Raw genomic sequence first — 16,673 nt, forward strand, 5'->3', positions numbered from 1 at the left:
TTTATCGGCACCCGCAGTGCCACCACAGCCGTACGTACAGGAGCAGCAGGCTGCGGCGCAGGGCGGTGGTGTCGCGGGGGCGGGGTGCGGCGAGTGTTTGGTAGGTGGCGTTCCAGGCGGCTTGCGTCTGCACCAGGTCGTGTGACTGAGCACCGTAGATGGCCCAGTTGGACCACTTCGATGCTCAGCCTCGGACGGGGAGATCATGGGTGGGGAGGGTGCGGTGGCGGGCCGCATCACAGCAGCGCAGCGATATCCTCTCGGTCGTCTGGCAACCCGGCCGCGCGGAACCACAAACAGTTGGCGCGGATGCTGCCCGTCGCCTCGTCGGTGTCCACGAACGCCCGCAGCAGGGAATGTTGAGCGCAGGTGAGCGCATGAGTCGGGTCGTAGCCACCAGGGAAGGCTCTGAACAGGATCGGCCCGCGTTCGTTGTCGACGAGGGACTGGCTGCCGGCAGCCACCATGGCGATGACCACCGGTGCCACTTCCTCGAAGGACGCGGCCAGGTCGAGGGCGGAACGCAGCACGGTGAACCGGAACCATCCGTCGACCCCGCGCAGCGGCTGGGGGAACCATCCGTCTGTCGCGCGGGGGTCGCGCAGCGCGTCGAGGAGCACGGCGAGAGCACGTCGCCGATCGACTCGCACGGGGCCGAGCGCAGCGCAGACCCGTACGGCCGGGTCGGTGTCAGCGAGCAGGTCGGAGGTGTCCGTTCCCCACAGGCTCAGCGCCCGCGCCGCGGCGGCTCGCTCCCGCCTGCCGGTCATGGTGCCCAGCCGGGCCCGCAGCAGTACGGCGGCGCGCGGTATGCGGTCGGCAAGGTCTGGGGCGAAGAGGAGCGGAGTTGCGGCGCTGAGGGCGGCCTCGCAGACGTGCGGGTCGTAGGAGGAGAGGAAGGGTTCGACGGCGTCGTAGAGGGCGGGCCGGATGTCACGGCACGCTTGCAGTGCGGTGAGTTCGTCGGGGTCGCGCTCGTCTCGTGTGTCCTCGTGCCAGGGTTGCCATTCCCAGTTGGCCCGGTCCCGCACCGGATCTTCCCCGTAGGCGGCTGACTCAGCCACCTGACCCAGCCAGCCGAGCAGGGCGGCCCGCAAGCTGCGTGGCGGGCCGTCGTCCCAGGGGAAGTGCCCTTCGTGCTCGGCGAGGTCCGTGGGATGGCCGAGGATCGCGGCGACGAACAACGCCGCGGGCGCGGTCACCGTGTACAGCGAGCCTTGATGCAGCACGCCCATGTCCAACGCGGCCAACGCCTCAGACCGCACGTGCGGATCTTCGTCTACGAGGGAGCACAGGGAGACTGGTATGTCCTCGCCGGAACCGTAGGCATGCCGGTGAGAAGCCCAGTCTGTCTCCAGCAGCACGTCTCGAGCCGCTGCCGGCAACCCGCCCAGGATCCGCGTCATGCGGGCACTCTCGCTATCCGTCATGCACGCACCCTGCCAGCACCCACCGACAACGCCCTCTTTATCCAGAGCTCGTTGGACAGGAGTAGCGCGCCACCACCGCGGGCCATCTATCGCGCTCTGGGGCCACCTGGCGCGCTCAACGGCAGGTATCGCGCTCAGTCACAGCACCAGGTCGTCGGGGAAATCGGTCACGTCCATACCGGCATTAGATCGCTTGTTCGAATTGCGTGTCACTTCGGACACGCCCCCGTCCGGCGGCGCCGTGGTCGGGGTCGGGGTCGCGACCAGCGTGGTCAGCGTCATGGTCGGGCCTGCGGTCGGGCCCGACCACGGCGGTCCGGCCCGGTCTGGAGCGGCACCCGGGCGGGTGATTTTCCTTCGCGTACGCGGGCGCAGTCCTGAACCTGCGCCAGGAGCTTGACTCGTAGCATTGACGGCGGCGATGTCCCGCTGACCAGCCGTGGTCGACCCCGCCGTCGCCGTACGTCGCACCTGCGGGTCGCCACCCCGCTGCCCGGAGCCGATCGGCTCCGGGCAGCGGGGGCCTCCTCCTCGTACCTGGCCAGGGATGTCCTGTAGGTCAGCGGGAGACGGGCGGGAGGGCTCGCTCGAGGAAGTCGAGTCGGACCTGGCGGGGCAGGGTGCTGTCGAGGCCGAGGGCGGTGCGGATGGAGTCGGCGCTGACTTCGCGGGGGATCTCCAGGCGGCGTTCGGCGTCGCCGATGATCTCGCCGATGAGGTGGTGGGCTGTGCGAGGGTGGTGGCGGATGAGCCAGTCGAGCATCTTCGTCACCGGCGTCGTGATGCCGTAGAAGGTCGCGGGCTCGCCGACGGAGCTGTCGAGTTCCTTACCGTAGGCGAGTTCGTCGAGAACAGCGTGCACAACGGTCGTGGCGAGGTCGTGGGCGTCGATGATGGTGTCGGTGTCGGCGGCCACGCTCAGGGCGAGTTCGTCGGCGATCTCCTGGACGGCGCTCGCGGTGCGAAAGCGCAAGGCCCAGCGCTTGCGCCAGTCGGGGCGCTCCCACAGGGCGCCGAAGAACCGGCGTGCCAGGCGCTGGCGCAGGTCGGCCAGGCCGATCGACAGGTCGCTGTCACCGGAGTCGAGCTTGGCTGCGGCGCCCTCCGGGGAACGGTCGCGCTCTTGTGCCCAGTCCTGGGCCACGGGGCGTGACCAGAGGCTGCGGCCGCTGACCGCGGCTTGGGGCGGGGGCACTTCGCGCTGGTCGCGGGCGATGTAGGCGCGCAAGGTGGAGGCCGCGATGCCGCCGATCTTCGCCATCTCTGGCACGCCGATGAGTTGATCGGCGGCGAGTTCGGGGGCGGACAGGCGCACCACGCACTGCGACAGCGGCCGTGCGTTTGCGGGCCGGCGGGAGGCCCACAAGGCCAGGTGGTCGTTCCAGGGGTCGGGGGGCGGGGCGTCGAGGTCGAAGTTGGCGACTTTCAGCAGGCGGCCGCCGCCGGGGTGGGCGTTGTCGTCGAGCAAGTCGGCGGCGGTGATGGTGGTGGCTGCCTTGACCGGCCGGCGCTCGAAGCGCTCGCCGGCGCCGTCCCAGACCTGGTCGGGCCGGTACCAGGTGGTGCCGTCCCACCAGTAGCCACCTTGGCGGAACAGGAGCTGGGGCCCCCACCAGCTGCTGTGCCATGGGGAGGCGTCCTGGTCCCGGACCAGGAGAACGGTGCGGCCGTGTTCGGGATGCCGGCGCACCACCCAGGCCAGGTCCTGTCGGATCGGATCGGTCGTGAATGCGAGCCAGGAACCCTTCGTGTCGGAGACCCTGTCCCAGCGGCCCCACGAGCTTCCTTCCTCATGGCGTCCGATGGCCTCGATCGCGGCGGGGTCGTCGACCGGGACGTGGCCGTCGTCCACAAAGGGCAGGCCGGGGACGGGGTGGTCGGTGTGCAGGCCGTTGGCGACGGGCTGAAGACGATGCATGAGTGCTGCACTCCTCAAATCCTAAGTGCTGTAGATGCTTACAGCACTTTCGATCCCCATCGCACAGCACACCGAAACCCCCCTGCGGCGTGACAAGTTGGCGTCAGGACAGACAACGCCACTCAAGACAGCAATCACGCTTGCCCGCGACGGCAACGGTCCATCTGCAGTGGACCGACTTGCTCGAATACGCCCTGTTCAGCGCCTTCAGGACGTGAACCTCTCGCCGCGCCGCACGCGCTTGCGCAGGTGGAGCTGGGCCCTGTTCCAGGAAGGGCGGTAGGCGCTCACCAGCAGGGTGTCGGCGGTGCGAGGCCCGCCGGTCGTCGCGGGCAGCACGTCGGCAGTGATGTTGGTGAATCCGGCCTCGTCGAGCAGTTTGGTCCACACGTGCTCTTGAAGGACCCAGCGGCGCATTGTGGTGGTTTCACCGTCCGGTGTCTTCGCCGGGATGTAGGCAGCCACAGCATCGGGCTGGGCAGGTGCCCCGCTCAAGTAGTGGGCGAGGGTTGCGAACACCAGCCGTCCCCCCGGCCTGAGGGCGGCTGCCGCCGCGGGCAGCAGCTCGCCCGGGTCGGTGAAGTCCACTGCGCCGAAGACGCTGTACAGCACGTCGTACGAGCCGGTCATCGCCTCCAGGTGGGGCACCGCGCCAGACTGCACGATGCACAGGCGAGGGGCGAGGTGAGCGTAGAGGTCGGTTGCCACGTCATGCTGGGCGGGCGAGGCGTCGACGGCGACGACCCGGGCCGGCTGATGGTGAACTGCCAGGTGTGCTGCGTGCCGGGCTGCGCCGGCGCCGAGGTCGCCCACACATCGGCCGGTCAGGTCACCGAGGGCCTCAGGGCCGGGACCAGCGTCCTGGCCCCAACTCCAGTAGAAGACGTCGGGAACGGCTCGGTCACTAATGGCGCGGGCGCGACCGTAGTGGTGCCAGAGGTCTGCGGTGCTGGTGGTCACCCAGCCCATCCTGGCGGCCGCGGCCGGGCCGCGGACCGGTTCGCTCAAATCTCACCCGGGCGTGCTCTCAGGCCCCCGCCGTATGGCCGGGGCCCAAGGAGCTCGCCGTTGCGGCGCGGTCAGTGCGAGTCGTTGCCGGGGTGGCACGGGCCGCAGTCGGCAGCGTCCGTCCACAACGGCAGGTCGACCTCCCAGCCGTCGGCGGCGACGATGTGGGCCGTCTTCACAACGGAGCCGTCGTTCTTCATGTCCACCTTGGGCACGTGGTGCAAGAACTCGCCGTCGTTGAACTTCTCGCACAGCTCGGCGTACGCGACGGTGTCCAGGATGACCGCGTGAACGCCGATATCGACGAGCTTGCTGGGCGCAAGCCCCAGCCCCTCGCCCCGGTGGTTCATCGCAGTCAGCAGGTAGGCGTAGCCCTGGCCGAGGACCCGAGCGGCCATGACCGAGTCGTAGGGGTAGTCCCGCATGAGGAGCCCGACCTGCTTGTCCCACAGGTCGGCCGGCACAGCATCGCGCGCGCAGCGGACCGGACCGGTCGTCGGATCGGCGGCCGGAGGGGATGCTACAGCGGCAGTGTCTGCCATGGTGTGCCTCCGATGGACGGTGCCCCGCGGCGCGGGGCAGTGACCCCAGCACATCGCGCCGCGCGGCTGTGCGGCACTCAAGTCTTCATCTGTGCAAGGTGTTTGCATGTTGCGCAAGCGGCCTCGACGAGCCCGGCCGCTGCCCGTAGCGTGGAGGACCCCCTGTCTGTGCGGTGTGGGAGGGACGCGTGCCCGTTGACCCGCTCTGGAACAGCACGACAGCCCGGCAATTAGCCGCGCAGCGACGCCCCGGCGCGCTCATTCGGCTCGGACGCCAGCACCACTGCTGGACGCTGGCCGTGCTCGCTGACCGGATCGGCTGCTCGCCCGCTACCGTGTCCCGTTTGGAGCGCCGCACCCAGATCGCCGACCTGGCCCTGGTGCATCGTGCCGCTCGGGAAGTAGGCGTGCCCAGACATGTCCTCATGACATCCCTCGCGCCACCGCCCGCTATGGCAACGACGGCCACTAGAGTGACGGCCAGTCAGCGTGACGCCGAGGAGGACCCCATGCGCCGCCGTACGCTGCTCGCCGCCACGGCGGCCGCAGGCCCCGCCGCCCTGTTGATGGGCCTGGACGACGCTCTGGCCGACACCCCCGCCCCGTCTGATGCAGGGCCGCTGAACGGCCGTCTGACGGGCGCCCGCACACTGTATGACCGGGGCGCGCACGCACGGCTCCTGGCCGCACTGCCCGCCCTCATCGCCGACGCGCATCAAGGCGCCGTCTCCCGCCGCAGTCTCGACCAGGCCCGGCTGTCCGCCGTGTACAGCCTCGCCTCCGCCGTGCTCATCAAGCTCGGCTCCTACGACCGCGCCCGGCTCACCGCGGACCGTGCCCGTACCTGGGCCGAGATCTCCGGCTCCCCGCTCGCAGCTGCGGCCGCGGCACGGGAATTGGCCATCGTGCTGCGCCACCAGGACCAGCACGGCGCCGCGCAGCGCCTGATGACCTCGGTGACCGACGACCTCGAGACGAGCGGGCTACGCACCGACGCCACTGCCGCCGCCTACGCACAGATGCTGTGCACCCTGGCCTACACCGCCGCCCGGGCCGGGCAGCGCACCGAGGCCCTGGCGATGGCCGAGGAGGCCCGCCGCGCCGCCTGCCGACTGCCCCAGGCCGCTCCACCCGGCCGGCTGTTCGCCATCAGCCCGGCCGCTGTCGACCTGTATGCGGTCGGCGTGCACTGGGCACTCGGCGACGCCGGCGCCGCCCTGAACGCCGGGAAGAACCTTCGGCCCGAGCAGTTCCCGACCGCCGAGCGCAAGGCCCGCCTGGGCACCGACATGGCGCGCGCCTGGTGGGCCTGGCAGCGGCCGGAGCAGACCGCCCGCGCACTGCTGGACGCCTACCGGGCCAGCCCCGGCGAAGTCCGTGACCGCCCCGCGATCCGCCGCATCGTCACCGAGCTCACCGAGCGGCACCCCCGGACCAGCGGCGTACGCGAACTGCACGCCGCAGTGACACGGACTATCTGAGCTTGATCATTAACCTAGCTGCTGTTTCAGGCGGACGTGTTCGGTGAGAGTTTCGATTCGTTTCACGGTCTTCCCCGGCTCGTGACGTGGGGCTGGCCTGCGGTTCTTCGAGCCGAGTGGGCGTCCGGGCCCTGGCTTGGAGGGTCTGGGCACGTCGGCGGGACGGGCGGTCTTCACGCGGAGGTGGCGGAACCCCCGGCGGACCCGGGCAGGGGTGAGCCGGCGCGGCTCGGAGGGCCGTTCCCAGGGGCGGCGGAGGTCCTCGGCGAGGGGCCGGGCGAGGCGGAGTTGGGTGTGGGCGGCGATGATCAGCCACGTCCATAGGTCGGCCGTGTGTGGATCGCGGACCTTGGGGACGGTCCAGCCGAGGGTCTGTTTGAACAGCCGGAAGGTGTGTTCAAGATCGAATCTGCGGAGGAACGCCTGCCAGCGGACATCGACGTCCTGGCCGGTCATGCCGGTGCGCGAGGACCACAGCCACACCGGCTTGGGGTCGCGGTCGCCGGGCAGGTACTCGACCTTCAGTCGGATCAACGTGCCGTGGATCAGAGGGAGTTCACCGCAGTGGTCGAGCCAGGGGCCACGGGCCTGCAATCGTGGGTGCATCCGGTCCCAGGCGAGGGCTTCGGCCGTGCCGTAGCGGGTGGTGTCGCATGTCGTGGCCTGGTCGGGGGTGTGCCAGGACTCCGGCTTGGAGAAGGTGAGGACGCCGCCGTGCTTGCGGGGCTGCCCGCCACGCGGGGTGGAGCGACGCGGCCCGGCATCCCGGAGCATGACCCGGTCCGAGCGCAGCCGGCCGACCAGCTCGACGGGCAGGTCGGCCAGGACGTAGGCGAGGCGGGTCACGTCGTAGCCGGAGTCCATGACGACGAGGATGTCCTCATCGCCCGGCCGCCACTGCCCGGCGTGCACCAGCCGGGTGACCACCTCACGCAGCTGGGCAGCGGTGATTGCGGTGGCGTCGTCGGCCGGCCCGAGCCGGATCGCGTCCAGCACGGCTGTCCAGGAGGTGCGTCCTGTTTCCAGAGCGGCCACGAAGGAGTAGGGCCAGCCGGGGATGAACTGATCGGCGCTGCGGCCCCGCCCGTAGACATGGCAGAACAGCAACTCCGGACTGGTCGGGGCATCGGGGCGCAGCCAGTTGCTCACGTCCACGGCGAGCACGATCCGCCCGTCGGCGGCACGTGGCAGCGGTGTGGAGGCCAGCAGCCTGCGCAGGCGTCGCGGCTCCAGCCAGCCGTGATTGACCGCGTCGTACATCGCCCCGTGCCCGCGCCGGTGCTCGGCCGTGAGCGTCAGCTCGACCAGCGAGGTGACCGGACCATCGGCACACAGCACTGCGTCGGTGAGCTCGAAGAGCGCATCCGCACGGCTGTAAAGGCAGTCGTAGAACTGGACACGAAAGTGGGACAGGATGCCCAACGAGGCCTCAGCAGACTGTTCAGCGGCGAGACTCTTCACCAGCGGCCGTTCCTTCACGCGACGTTGCTCGACACCTCGAAGCGTGAAGAACGGCCGCCCTGCTGTCCCGGGAACACACCAAGATCAGCAGGTCGAGTGACCAGCGAGGATAAATGCCAAGCTAAGGGCTGCCCCGTAAATGATCTTTGACGTGTTGGGAACCTGCTGGCGTCTGCGTCACCCGGCAAGGACGAGGTTGTGCGGGCGGGCAATGCCGAGCATGGCGTGGTGAACGCCGTCGCCCTTCAGGCGGCAGTCGCGAAGGATCTTCCTTCTCTGCACTTCACTCGCATGGGTGTTGGGAGGAGCGCAGGCCAGGGAAACCTCGTTGCTGCTCGATGGCGTCACCTGGATCATGTCGCCATGGGGAGACGACCGAGCACACAGACCGACAGCGCGCCTGTAGCTGCGGGTGTGCGTGTGGACTGGTGGGCTGTTCCCCACGGTGCGAAGCCGAGTTGAGGAACGTCTGGGGGCTCCTGTCCAAAGCGCCGTTACCCAGGCCGGGGGCTTCTCGCCTGGGGTTGCTGCTCGCATGCGCCTTGTCGACGGCCGGCGGGTGTTCGTGAAGGCGGTGGGCCCTGAACCAAACCCCGACACCCCTGACCTCCACCGGTCCGAGGCACGAATCACCGCGGCCTTGCCGATCGCAGCGCCTGTGCCGCAGCTGCTCATGACCTTGGACCTTGAAGGCTGGGTCGTTTTGGTCTTCGAAGACGTCGACGGGAGAATGCCGGCCCAGCCTTGGCAGCTGGACGAGCTCCACCGTGTTCTTGCAGCGGCTGACGAGCTGTCCGTGCTGCTCGATCCTTCGCCGATCGCGGCGCCACCGGTTGCTGACCGGTTCGGCGAGAAGTTCCAAGGCTGGCGTCGGCTTTCCGCTGCTTCCGCGGATGGGACAGACGACCTGGCCTGGCTCGATCCCTGGGCACGACGCAATCTGGGACGCCTCGTCGACCGAGAAGCCGCCTGGATCGCAGCTGCAGCCGGTAGCGCCTTGATCCATGGCGATCTGCGGGCGGACAACGTTCTGCTGACCGACGACCGCGTCATGGTTGTCGACTGGCCGTGGGCCGCAGTCGGAGCTTCGTGGTTTGACGTCGTCGCGATGGGCCCGAGTGTGATCATGCAGGGCGCCCCGGATGCCGTGAGTCTTCTTGATCAGCACCTGTTCGCTCGTGGTGCTGACCCGGAAGATGTCACCACCGTGCTCATCGCTGCGGCTGGATACTTCCTCCGTCAGTCTGTGCAGGCCCCGCCGCCGGGGCTGCCGACGGTGCGGGACTTTCAGCGTGCTCAGGGTCAAGCTGCACTCCATTGGGTGCGTGAGCGGACACATTGGCGATAGAGCCTCGGGAAAGCCCGAGGTCAAGTTCCTGATGAATCGGGGCGTGGGCGTGGGATGCCGAGGTCGGCGACGGGCCTCTTGACGAGGCGGGCGGCCTCGGCTTGCTTGGCGCGGAGGAAGGTCAGCATCGAGTCGATGCCTTCGACCTCGCCGAGCCAGTGATCCTCCTGGGCCCGCTTGCGGCGCAGGAGGAGCTCCCTCTCGATCTCCGCGAGGCGGGGCAGCATCTTGGGGTTGACCTGGAGCATCGGGCAGCGGATGCAGGCTTCTCTGAACCAGTAACTACGGTCCGTTGAGGCAGTCGGCAAACCTGTGGCACATGAGTACCGTCCCGGGCCAGGATGCGGCTATGCGTGATGTCCAGAGCGATCCCGAGTTGCAGGATCTGGTTCGGCGGTTCGTCACGCCTGATCGGCGATACCTTCGGTTGGGCGGGAGCGTTTTCCGGTTGAGCCCGGTCGAGCGCTCCGCGTTTGTGCGGGATCTGGCTCAGGCTGCGTACGAAATCACTCCGGCGGAGCTCGGCGTCCTCTTCGAGGGTGGATGGCGCGAGCGCAAGACTGCCGCCTGGCTGGTTGCTGTGGCCCACAGGTCCGAGTTCCGCGAGCTCATAGGCCGGCTCCTGCTGGCCAGCGAGGGGCCGTATGCGGGCGCGGCATACTGCGTCGCCCTTGCGAAGTTCGGTACTGCAGCGGATGCCGAACTGCTCAGCGCATACCTTGATCACTACTTGTCGCGTCCCGACCTCGACTACGACCAGGCAGTCGTCCTTGGGACGCTTCTGTACCTCGATGAGATTCTCGGCTCCGAGTACACGACACGGTTCCTTGCCCCGGCCGGTCCCTGGGACCGATGGCTCGAAGTCCGGGCCGTGGCGGCTCTCGACCCGCATGACTGTCGGCAGGCCGTGCAGCAACTGTGCGCTTTCGTCGACGAGACCGCTGAGGTCTTCGCCTCGCTGGCCTGCGGGAGCTGATCATGACCGAGCGGGACATCATCCTCAACGAACTCGCCCAAGGACTGCGCCCGATGTCACAGGGCATCGAGTGGTTCGACACCCACAGCCCGGAGGAGCAGGCCGAGATACTCCTGTTCCTGCGCCACCACTGCGTGCAGGCGCGCGCCGTCACCGAAGACGGACCGGAGAGCATCCGACGTGCCGGGCTGCGCCCGACGCACACCCCGGCGGTCTTGATCACCTGCGGCCCGATCGACCAGCAACTGGGGAAGATCGGCGGCCTCACCCCTGTCGACGAACGACGCAAGGCGTTCCGGCTACTGGTCGAGGTCCTCGCGGTCGCAGACGAACGGCGCCGCGAACGCTTCTGCTCCGGCGGATGCGGTCACTGGTGGCATAACCTGCCCGTCGCCGACGGGTGAGGACGAGTCCCCCGCCGCTGGCCTCCGCCCCTGGACTCCATGTGCGGCAAGACGGACTGACGGCAGTGTTCATGCGCTCGTGTCGTCGGCGGCGGAGTCGATCACCGCGCTCAGGGCCTGCAAGGCGCCATCGTATTGGTGGCGGTCGAACTGGAACGGACCGAATGCCACGTAGTCGCGGGTCTTGCGGTGGGGTTGCTCGAAGGCGTCCCAGGTTACGAGATCCGCTGTCGCGGTGATGCGGGCCATGAGCGGCCAGCACCCCCACTCACCGCATTCACAACCGAGGACGGGGGTCTTCGGCCCCATCGCGCTAGTGGACAGTCCGAGGAAGTGGTCCTGCATCGGGCCGAACCGGAAGAACTCCGGAATCAGACCACCGTAGGCATCACCTGCAGGCTGCATCCCGGCCGCGATCTCGTACTCATCGATCAGCTCGGTGAGTGGTGCTCCGTCGATGTGAGGGACGACCACGAGCAGACCCCTGTCGCCACGGTGCTGGCAATCGAACCGGATCTCATTGCTGATCATCCCGCGATTGTCTCAGCGACCCTGCTCCCTCCTTCTGGGCGGGGTGAGCCGGGGCCTTGCGCGACATGCCGAGGTTGATCGCCACGCTGCCGGGCGCGGAGTCGATCTGGTCGATTCTGGATTCGGCGCCGGCGAGGCTGACGCGCAGGCCCTCGATTTCGCCGAGCCAGCCCTCTTTCTCGGCTTCGGCGATCCGGTCGAGGAGGTTGTCGCGGATCTCCACCAGGCGGCCGCGCTGGGCGGGGTCGGGGCGCAGGAGGGAGCAGCGGACAGAGTCAGGAGCGCCCGTGCTCGCGGTTGAGCTCGTGGTAGCCGCGGAAGTCGAAGAACCGCAGGCCGTCGATCACCGCTCCAGACAGGATTTCCGGCAGGGTCCAAGGGTGGGGGGTGTAGTCGTCCGTTGCCACGCCTCCATGCTCAAGCAGCAGCGCGATCATTCGGTGAACCTCTGCGGTGCCGTCGATCCGCCCGGAGATGTCGATCTGCACCGCCCAAGTGGGGTGATGTCCGACGGCCGCTTCAAGGATCGCCACATCCTCGGGATCCCAATCGGAGAAGAGGTAGCCGGTCTGCTCATCGTCGATGTCGATGTAGAGGTTGCCGTCCAGAGTCCACGGATTGCGCTGCTCGGGCAGATGCCGATTGAGCGAGGCGACGGTCGCAGCTCGCTCACCTGCGGGAAACACGAAGACAGTTCGCATGGGTTGGAGCGTAGGCAGTTCAGCTTCGTGGCGACCATGGATTTCAGGGACGGTGCTGGTCCGTCACGTAGTGGTGGTGCGGATGGCGACGTCGGCGAAGGTCGGCATGCCGAGATCGACTGTGGAGGGTCGGCGGGCTGCTTCGGCATCGAGCTGGTCCAGCTTGCCTTGCGCGCCGGTGAGGCTGACCTGGAGGCCCTCGACTTCGCCCAGCCATCCTTCCCGCTCCGCCTCAGCGATCCGGGCGATCAGGTTGTCACGGATGTCGATCAGCCGTGACCGTTGGGCCGGATCAGGCCGGAGGAGCGAGCATCTGACACAAGCGTGCTCATGGATGCAAGGGGATCCGAAGGCGCGTGCGCATGTACCGATGGACACCTTCCGCTTCTCGAAGTGGGAGAGGAAGGCGTCCCACTCCTCCTCTGTCGGGATGCGGTACTCCTCCCCGGGGCGGGAGGCCCGCCGGCGGGCGATGAAGGCTCGGTGGGCCTCGATCGTCTCGGCAGGGTAGACCGCCTTGTATCCGATCGTGGTGTCGATGCTCTTGTGACCGCAGATGACCTGGGCAATGTGCGGGGGCAGTCCGTTCATGATGGCGTCGGTGACGAAGATCCTCCGGAAGTCGTGGGGAGAGAAGAACAGTGCCTCACCGTCGGCGTTGGTCAGCCCGGTCGCGGCCAGCGCATTGATCAGCAGTTTGCGGATCGCGGTCGGTGTGAAAGCGCGATGCTCGGAGCCGACGCCACGCTGGAACAGCAGTGGCATCGGCGGGTTCCAAACTTTCTCACGGACGTCATAGGCGGCCACCAGCGGAACCATCCCGCTGGGGCCCCGCAGCCGACTGATGATGGCGCTGAGAACGTCGGCGAGTTCCGGGCTGACCAGCAGAAGTCGCTCGGTGTCGGTCTTGGATGGAGCGATCTGCAGCAGCGGGACGACCTCGCCGGTGGACGGGAGCCGGTACTGGGTGACGCTGTGGTGAGTGAGTTCCAGAAGCTCCTCGTTGCGAACACCGGTCAGACGCAGGACTTCGATCACGGCGAACGCCCAGAACGCCTCCTCTTCCTCGTACGAAAGATTCCGCCGACGCCCACTGGAGCTCTCCTCGGCCCAGGTGAGGTGGCCCGCAGCCTTCGGGGCAATGGTTCTGCGCAGGGCGCCGTCCGTGCCTGGGATCAGCTCCCCGGGCTCGGTGTCTCGCGCCGCCTGGAGCAGGCCGGCGGCTTCGCGGCGCCGCCGGTCGGTGGCGCTGACTAAGATGGGGAGGACGGGAAGCCGCTCGCGGGTGCGCTGGTCCATCCGGGCTTTGCGCCGCTTGCGTTCCTTTGCCTTGTGGATCTCGTCGTCGCTGATCGGGCAGGGCACGGCCCATGGCCCCCAGCGGGCCGGTTCCTCGGCCGCCCATTGCGCGATGTCGAGGTAGAACGCTCGGACGCGCATGAGTTCGTCTTTGGCGTTGAGCCGCGGGCTGGTGACTTCAATGCTCTTGCCGTCGGGGCCGACGACGTTGCGCCTTTTGACCTTCAGGTCGTCTTTCCAGGCGCGAGCCACCGCCGGGGGTAGCCGCAGAGAGTCGATTCCTGGTGCCAGATCTTCGATGCGGGCCCAGAACAGGCCCGCGAGCGTTCGGGAGATCGCGTCCAGGCTGGTGAAGTCCAGCGATGGCTGGCGTTCGCGCAGATAGTCCACGATCACGTCGCGTACCGGTTGGCAGCGGATCTGGTAGCGGTCCACCAGCTCTTCGATGCTCGACTGGCCCAGGGCGAGCCCGAAGGCGCGGATCGTGGCCGGGGCGTCCTCGGGGAAGATGCCCATAGCCCGCAGCCGCAGGTAGAAGTCGACCTTCTTCTGTCCGCCGCGGGCGTGCACCCGGCGCTGGGTATCGATGAGCTCCACGCAGTCGCCGACAGTGATGTCGTCGATCCGCCCGCCCTTGCAGGCCAGCAGGATGGCGATCCGCGTCGCGGCGGTCTGCGCATCCTGGCGCGCGCTCGCCGGCCCGGCGGCGGCCAGCTGGCGCAGGCGCGCGAATCCATCCGGGTCCCGGGTCTCGGCCATCACAGAAGCGAGATATCGGTGCGAGCGGGTGAGCATCCACGGCAGAGCCGGACGAATGACGTCTCCGCAGATCAGCATGAGCAGCCCAGAGGCCAGGTCCTCCCGGTCATGCGACGGTGAGGGCCCGTGCTTGCTCAGCCACCGCTTGGGGATCTCCACCCAGGAGGCTCCGGACAACCCCTCGGCTCCCGTGGCCATCCAGCGCTGCTGCCAGGTATCCCCGGGCCGGCTCGACAGCCAGCGCAGCAACTTGATCACCCCGCGGCGGCGTCCCGCTCGGGTGCCGTTCGCCACCGGAAGGAACGGCGCCATCGTCAGGTGTCGCAATGTCTCCTCAGACGACTGCGCGGTCTGGGGCCACCACCGTTCCGCGGTCCGGGCCGGGAACTGCTCCCGCAGTCGGCTGTTGCGCGCCTGGGCCTGCTCCGCGCTCGGGTTCGTGATCTCCAACGGCTTGCGCGTCGTGTGCTTGACGACGGCCGTCATGACGAGCGCCCGAACAAGACCTCCAGCGACGCCGGATCGTAGCCTGGTGCTGGCGGCGGTGGCACCGGCTGGATGCTCGTGCGGGCCTGGCGTGCGTGATGCGCCAGCACGCCGGCCACGACCTCGTCCTTGTGCGGCGTCAGATAGACCTCCGTGGCGGACAGGTGAGCGTGTCCGAGCACCCACTGCACGTCGGACAGCGTCAGCTTCGTGTCGCGCACCATCCGGGCGGCCGCGCTGTGCCGGAGGTCATGAAGGGTCCAGTCGGCGCCGAGCGAGGCGTTGACACGCTCGAACATCCGGTGGGCGCCGTGGTAGGTCAGGGGTCGGATCGGATCTCGCCGTGTCCACCACACCGGCTGGGTGCGTCCTCGCACAACCTGGCCTTGTACCTCCTGCTGGTAGAGGCGCAGCCATACGAAAGCGTCCGCAGATGCCGGCACCTGCTGGACTGCCCGCGAGCCCTTGCGCACCACGCTGATCAACTGCTGGCCAGGGTCGACATCGCGCTGACGCATGCCGATCAGTTCCGAAGCCCGCACCCCGGTGGAGATCCAGAAGGCGACCAAGGCCCGGTCGCGGTTGGAGGGCAGCGCCGCGAACAGTTTGTTGAACCATGCTTCCGGAATCGAACGCGGGATTCGCCGCGGCAGGCTCGGCCGGTACCGGCCCACGCGCTCAAGCTTCCAGCCAGCCATCGGATTGTGGTGCGCGTGAGCCCGTCCAGAACGGCGGGCAAGATCCAGCGGGAACGGGTTGAGCAGCGGGCCGGTCCCCGCATCGCGGTGCACGTCGTAGAACCGGCGCAGGACCGTCTCGCTGTGCACGACGGTGGCCGGAGCGTACCCGGATCCGGTCGACGGCTTCCCGGTCACCGGGTTCGCGGCACCGGCTTCCCCTACCGCCCGCGGCCCCTGGGCCTTGACCTTCCTGGGTTTGACGGTCTGCTGGATCCAGCAGCTGAAATCCCGGGCTTCCCGGCGGGTCGCCCGATCCCAGGGAACATCCACGGCCTGCAGGAAACGCCACCACCGCAACAGATCCATCCCGTAGGAGCGAACCGTTGACGGCGCTTTCCCGGCCGCCAGCAACTCCTGGAAGTAGACGGCGACCGGCTCGACGGCCGCTCCGTCGGGATCGATCAGCCGGTACGGCTCGTACCGGTTGCCGGTCTCCATCAGCCGACCCCACTGGGGAACCGCCAGGGCTGCCAAATCTCGTTGGGGAGCATCCTTCATCACGACCGGTGAACGTAGTGCCCAATGACTCCATCCGCCCACTGAACTGGGCAATCAACAGGCTTCGTTCAGTCAACGGGGCGTGTTCGTGGTTGCAGGGGGTGCCGTAGGGGCGGGCGCAGTTGCCGAGTTCGACCTTGCGCTTGTCGAAGTGCTCCTCGAAGTCGGCCCACTCTTCGGGTGTGACCTCGGGGTATTCGATCTCCGGTCGGAGCGAGCGACGGTGGCTCAGGAACCGCTGGTAGTTGGCGACGATGTCCTCGGCGAAGACCGCGACGTAGCCCTGGAGGGTCTGGAGGTTCAGGTGGCCGAGCAGGGCGGCGCCGATGTGGATGGGCAGGCCGCCGTTGACGATCTCGGTGGCGAAGAGCCGTCGGAAGTCGTGCGGCGTGAAGGTCATGTCGGCGAAGGCCCGGTGGGTCTCGGCGAGTTCCTCGCAGCTGCGGGCGAACATATGGATGAACGTGGTCGGGGAGATCACTGATCACTGCGTGCCGTTCTGACGTTGCATGAGGAACGGCATGGGCTCTGACCAGGTCTTCTCGTGCGGGTCGTAGCGGTTGAGCAGGCGGACCGACCGGCCGTCGGGGGTGAGGCGGCGGATGATCTGGGCGATGGCGTGGAACAGGTCCGCGGACATCGGGGTGACGCGCTCGCGCTCGCTCTTGGACGGGGCGATGACGAGCAGGGCGATGACCTCGTTGTTCGGCCGCCGATACTGGCGGATGCTCAGGTGGGTGAGCTCGCAGAGCTCTTCGACGTGGATGCCGCTGTGTCGCAGGATCTCCAGGCCGGCCCACTCCCAGAACGCGGTGTCCTCGGTGAGCGTGACGTTGAGGACCTGCCCGTCCTCGTCGGCCACTCGGACGGGTGGCTCGTCCTGACTCTTGGCCCAGGTGCGATCGCGGTCGCTGTCCGTGCGCCGGTCGGAGTGTCCATCGTGCTCGAAGGTCTCTCCGAGCTCGACCGCGCGGGCCCTCTTGAGCAGGCCCGTTAAGACGGTGTCCTATGTGGTGAGGCGTCGTTGAACTCGGCATGGGGCGGGGAACCTGGAGTTGGATTGTTCCGGACGGGCTGTGGGAGATCGCGAA

At 68.2% G+C, this 16,673-nt stretch carries 18 protein-coding genes and 2 pseudogenes; 4 read left to right on the forward strand and 16 right to left on the reverse strand.

Annotated features, from left to right (window positions below):
• Nucleotide 1: 1 nt before the first annotated feature.
• From ACH4ZA_RS26000 to ACH4ZA_RS26025, 6 genes are all read right to left on the reverse strand, one after another.
• Nucleotides 2-133, reverse strand: coding sequence for a hypothetical protein (locus ACH4ZA_RS26000; protein WP_398431872.1), 132 nt, complete (start codon nt 131-133; stop codon nt 2-4).
• 103 nt (nt 134-236) lie between these two features.
• Nucleotides 237-1,406, reverse strand: a complete 1,170-nt coding sequence (locus tag ACH4ZA_RS26005) for a hypothetical protein (RefSeq protein ID WP_398431873.1) — start codon at nt 1,404-1,406, stop codon at nt 237-239.
• A 162-nt stretch (nt 1,407-1,568) separates the two neighbouring features.
• Complete coding sequence (locus ACH4ZA_RS26010; protein WP_398431875.1) at nt 1,569-1,712, reverse strand: hypothetical protein; 144 nt, start codon at nt 1,710-1,712, stop codon at nt 1,569-1,571.
• A gap of 277 nt (nt 1,713-1,989) precedes the next feature.
• Nucleotides 1,990-3,348: a hypothetical protein gene (locus ACH4ZA_RS26015; protein WP_398431876.1), complete on the reverse strand. Its 1,359-nt coding sequence runs from the start codon at nt 3,346-3,348 to the stop codon at nt 1,990-1,992.
• Between the two features lie 207 nt (nt 3,349-3,555).
• Nucleotides 3,556-4,308: a methyltransferase domain-containing protein gene (locus ACH4ZA_RS26020; protein ID WP_398431878.1), complete on the reverse strand. Its 753-nt coding sequence runs from the start codon at nt 4,306-4,308 to the stop codon at nt 3,556-3,558.
• Nucleotides 4,309-4,427: 119 nt separating this feature from the next.
• Nucleotides 4,428-4,898 carry a hypothetical protein gene (locus ACH4ZA_RS26025; RefSeq protein ID WP_057575000.1) on the reverse strand — a complete coding sequence of 157 codons (471 nt, stop codon included), beginning with the start codon at nt 4,896-4,898 and terminating at the stop codon, nt 4,428-4,430.
• Between the two features lie 188 nt (nt 4,899-5,086).
• Between ACH4ZA_RS26025 and ACH4ZA_RS26030 the strand changes: the two genes are divergently transcribed.
• Entirely contained in the window at nt 5,087-6,379 is a 1,293-nt protein-coding gene (locus tag ACH4ZA_RS26030; protein WP_398431880.1) for a helix-turn-helix domain-containing protein, read from the forward strand.
• A gap of 9 nt (nt 6,380-6,388) precedes the next feature.
• On the opposite strand, the gene ACH4ZA_RS26035 is transcribed toward ACH4ZA_RS26030, so the two are convergent.
• Nucleotides 6,389-7,801: an NF041680 family putative transposase gene (locus ACH4ZA_RS26035; RefSeq protein ID WP_398431887.1), complete on the reverse strand. Its 1,413-nt coding sequence runs from the start codon at nt 7,799-7,801 to the stop codon at nt 6,389-6,391.
• Between the two features lie 216 nt (nt 7,802-8,017).
• Nucleotides 8,018-8,110 (reverse strand): annotated as a pseudogene (locus tag ACH4ZA_RS26040) (IS5/IS1182 family transposase); the annotation flags it as partial.
• A gap of 265 nt (nt 8,111-8,375) precedes the next feature.
• On the opposite strand from ACH4ZA_RS26040, the gene ACH4ZA_RS26045 reads away from it, so the two are divergent.
• The gene (locus tag ACH4ZA_RS26045; protein ID WP_398431881.1) at nt 8,376-9,188 is read left to right on the forward strand and encodes a phosphotransferase family protein; all 813 of its coding nucleotides are present in this window, start codon (nt 8,376-8,378) and stop codon (nt 9,186-9,188) included.
• Nucleotides 9,189-9,208: 20 nt separating this feature from the next.
• On the opposite strand, the gene ACH4ZA_RS26050 is transcribed toward ACH4ZA_RS26045, so the two are convergent.
• Complete coding sequence (locus ACH4ZA_RS26050) at nt 9,209-9,436, reverse strand: recombinase (RefSeq protein ID WP_398431882.1); 228 nt, start codon at nt 9,434-9,436, stop codon at nt 9,209-9,211.
• Between the two features lie 101 nt (nt 9,437-9,537).
• On the opposite strand from ACH4ZA_RS26050, the gene ACH4ZA_RS26055 reads away from it, so the two are divergent.
• Both ACH4ZA_RS26055 and ACH4ZA_RS26060 read left to right on the forward strand, forming a co-directional pair.
• On the forward strand, nt 9,538-10,164 hold the full coding sequence (locus tag ACH4ZA_RS26055; protein ID WP_037652290.1) for a DUF6000 family protein: 627 nt from the start codon (nt 9,538-9,540) through the stop codon (nt 10,162-10,164).
• Between the two features lie 2 nt (nt 10,165-10,166).
• Nucleotides 10,167-10,568 (forward strand): DUF5958 family protein, encoded by a 402-nt coding sequence (locus ACH4ZA_RS26060; protein ID WP_398431883.1) that lies wholly within the window; start codon nt 10,167-10,169, stop codon nt 10,566-10,568.
• 69 nt (nt 10,569-10,637) lie between these two features.
• Here ACH4ZA_RS26060 and ACH4ZA_RS26065 read toward each other — a convergent pair whose 3' ends face one another.
• The 7 genes and pseudogenes from ACH4ZA_RS26065 to ACH4ZA_RS26095 all read right to left on the reverse strand — a co-directional run bounded on the left by ACH4ZA_RS26065 (nt 10,638) and on the right by ACH4ZA_RS26095 (nt 16,444).
• Nucleotides 10,638-11,099 carry a hypothetical protein gene (locus tag ACH4ZA_RS26065; protein WP_108999123.1) on the reverse strand — a complete coding sequence of 154 codons (462 nt, stop codon included), beginning with the start codon at nt 11,097-11,099 and terminating at the stop codon, nt 10,638-10,640.
• Entirely contained in the window at nt 11,086-11,322 is a 237-nt protein-coding gene (locus ACH4ZA_RS26070; RefSeq protein ID WP_256923795.1) for a hypothetical protein, read from the reverse strand. The genes ACH4ZA_RS26065 and ACH4ZA_RS26070 overlap by 14 nt, the downstream gene beginning before the upstream one ends.
• Before the next feature lie 52 nt (nt 11,323-11,374).
• Nucleotides 11,375-11,800 (reverse strand): hypothetical protein, encoded by a 426-nt coding sequence (locus tag ACH4ZA_RS26075; protein WP_086680618.1) that lies wholly within the window; start codon nt 11,798-11,800, stop codon nt 11,375-11,377.
• 63 nt (nt 11,801-11,863) lie between these two features.
• On the reverse strand, nt 11,864-14,344 hold the full coding sequence (locus ACH4ZA_RS26080; RefSeq protein WP_398431884.1) for a tyrosine-type recombinase/integrase: 2,481 nt from the start codon (nt 14,342-14,344) through the stop codon (nt 11,864-11,866).
• Nucleotides 14,341-15,522, reverse strand: a complete 1,182-nt coding sequence (locus tag ACH4ZA_RS26085; RefSeq protein WP_245970253.1) for a site-specific integrase — start codon at nt 15,520-15,522, stop codon at nt 14,341-14,343. Before ACH4ZA_RS26085 ends, ACH4ZA_RS26080 begins: the two co-directional genes overlap by 4 nt.
• A 385-nt stretch (nt 15,523-15,907) precedes the next feature.
• Nucleotides 15,908-16,036, reverse strand: a pseudogene (locus ACH4ZA_RS26090) (hypothetical protein); the annotation flags it as partial.
• 30 nt (nt 16,037-16,066) lie between these two features.
• Nucleotides 16,067-16,444 carry a hypothetical protein gene (locus ACH4ZA_RS26095; protein ID WP_398431885.1) on the reverse strand — a complete coding sequence of 126 codons (378 nt, stop codon included), beginning with the start codon at nt 16,442-16,444 and terminating at the stop codon, nt 16,067-16,069.
• Nucleotides 16,445-16,673: the final 229 nt, after the last annotated feature.

The sequence above is a fragment of the Streptomyces sp. NPDC020597 genome (assembly GCF_044335095.1).
GTDB lineage: Bacteria > Actinomycetota > Actinomycetes > Streptomycetales > Streptomycetaceae > Streptomyces.

Bases quoted from the DNA above. Each gene is read 5' to 3' on its own strand.
- ACH4ZA_RS26005 (WP_398431873.1), bottom strand. From the start codon at position 1,406: ATGACGCGGATCCTGGGCGGGTTGCCGGCAGCGGCTCGAGACGTGCTG.
- ACH4ZA_RS26010 (WP_398431875.1), bottom strand. From the start codon at position 1,712: ATGACGCTGACCACGCTGGTCGCGACCCCGACCCCGACCACGGCGCCG.
- ACH4ZA_RS26015 (WP_398431876.1), bottom strand. From the start codon at position 3,348: ATGCATCGTCTTCAGCCCGTCGCCAACGGCCTGCACACCGACCACCCC.
- ACH4ZA_RS26025 (WP_057575000.1), bottom strand. From the start codon at position 4,898: ATGGCAGACACTGCCGCTGTAGCATCCCCTCCGGCCGCCGATCCGACG.
- ACH4ZA_RS26045 (WP_398431881.1), top strand. From the start codon at position 8,376: ATGCGCCTTGTCGACGGCCGGCGGGTGTTCGTGAAGGCGGTGGGCCCT.
- ACH4ZA_RS26050 (WP_398431882.1), bottom strand. From the start codon at position 9,436: ATGCTCCAGGTCAACCCCAAGATGCTGCCCCGCCTCGCGGAGATCGAG.
- ACH4ZA_RS26055 (WP_037652290.1), top strand. From the start codon at position 9,538: ATGCGTGATGTCCAGAGCGATCCCGAGTTGCAGGATCTGGTTCGGCGG.
- ACH4ZA_RS26060 (WP_398431883.1), top strand. From the start codon at position 10,167: ATGACCGAGCGGGACATCATCCTCAACGAACTCGCCCAAGGACTGCGC.
- ACH4ZA_RS26065 (WP_108999123.1), bottom strand. From the start codon at position 11,099: ATGATCAGCAATGAGATCCGGTTCGATTGCCAGCACCGTGGCGACAGG.
- ACH4ZA_RS26075 (WP_086680618.1), bottom strand. From the start codon at position 11,800: ATGCGAACTGTCTTCGTGTTTCCCGCAGGTGAGCGAGCTGCGACCGTC.
- ACH4ZA_RS26080 (WP_398431884.1), bottom strand. From the start codon at position 14,344: ATGACGGCCGTCGTCAAGCACACGACGCGCAAGCCGTTGGAGATCACG.
- ACH4ZA_RS26085 (WP_245970253.1), bottom strand. From the start codon at position 15,522: ATGGAGACCGGCAACCGGTACGAGCCGTACCGGCTGATCGATCCCGAC.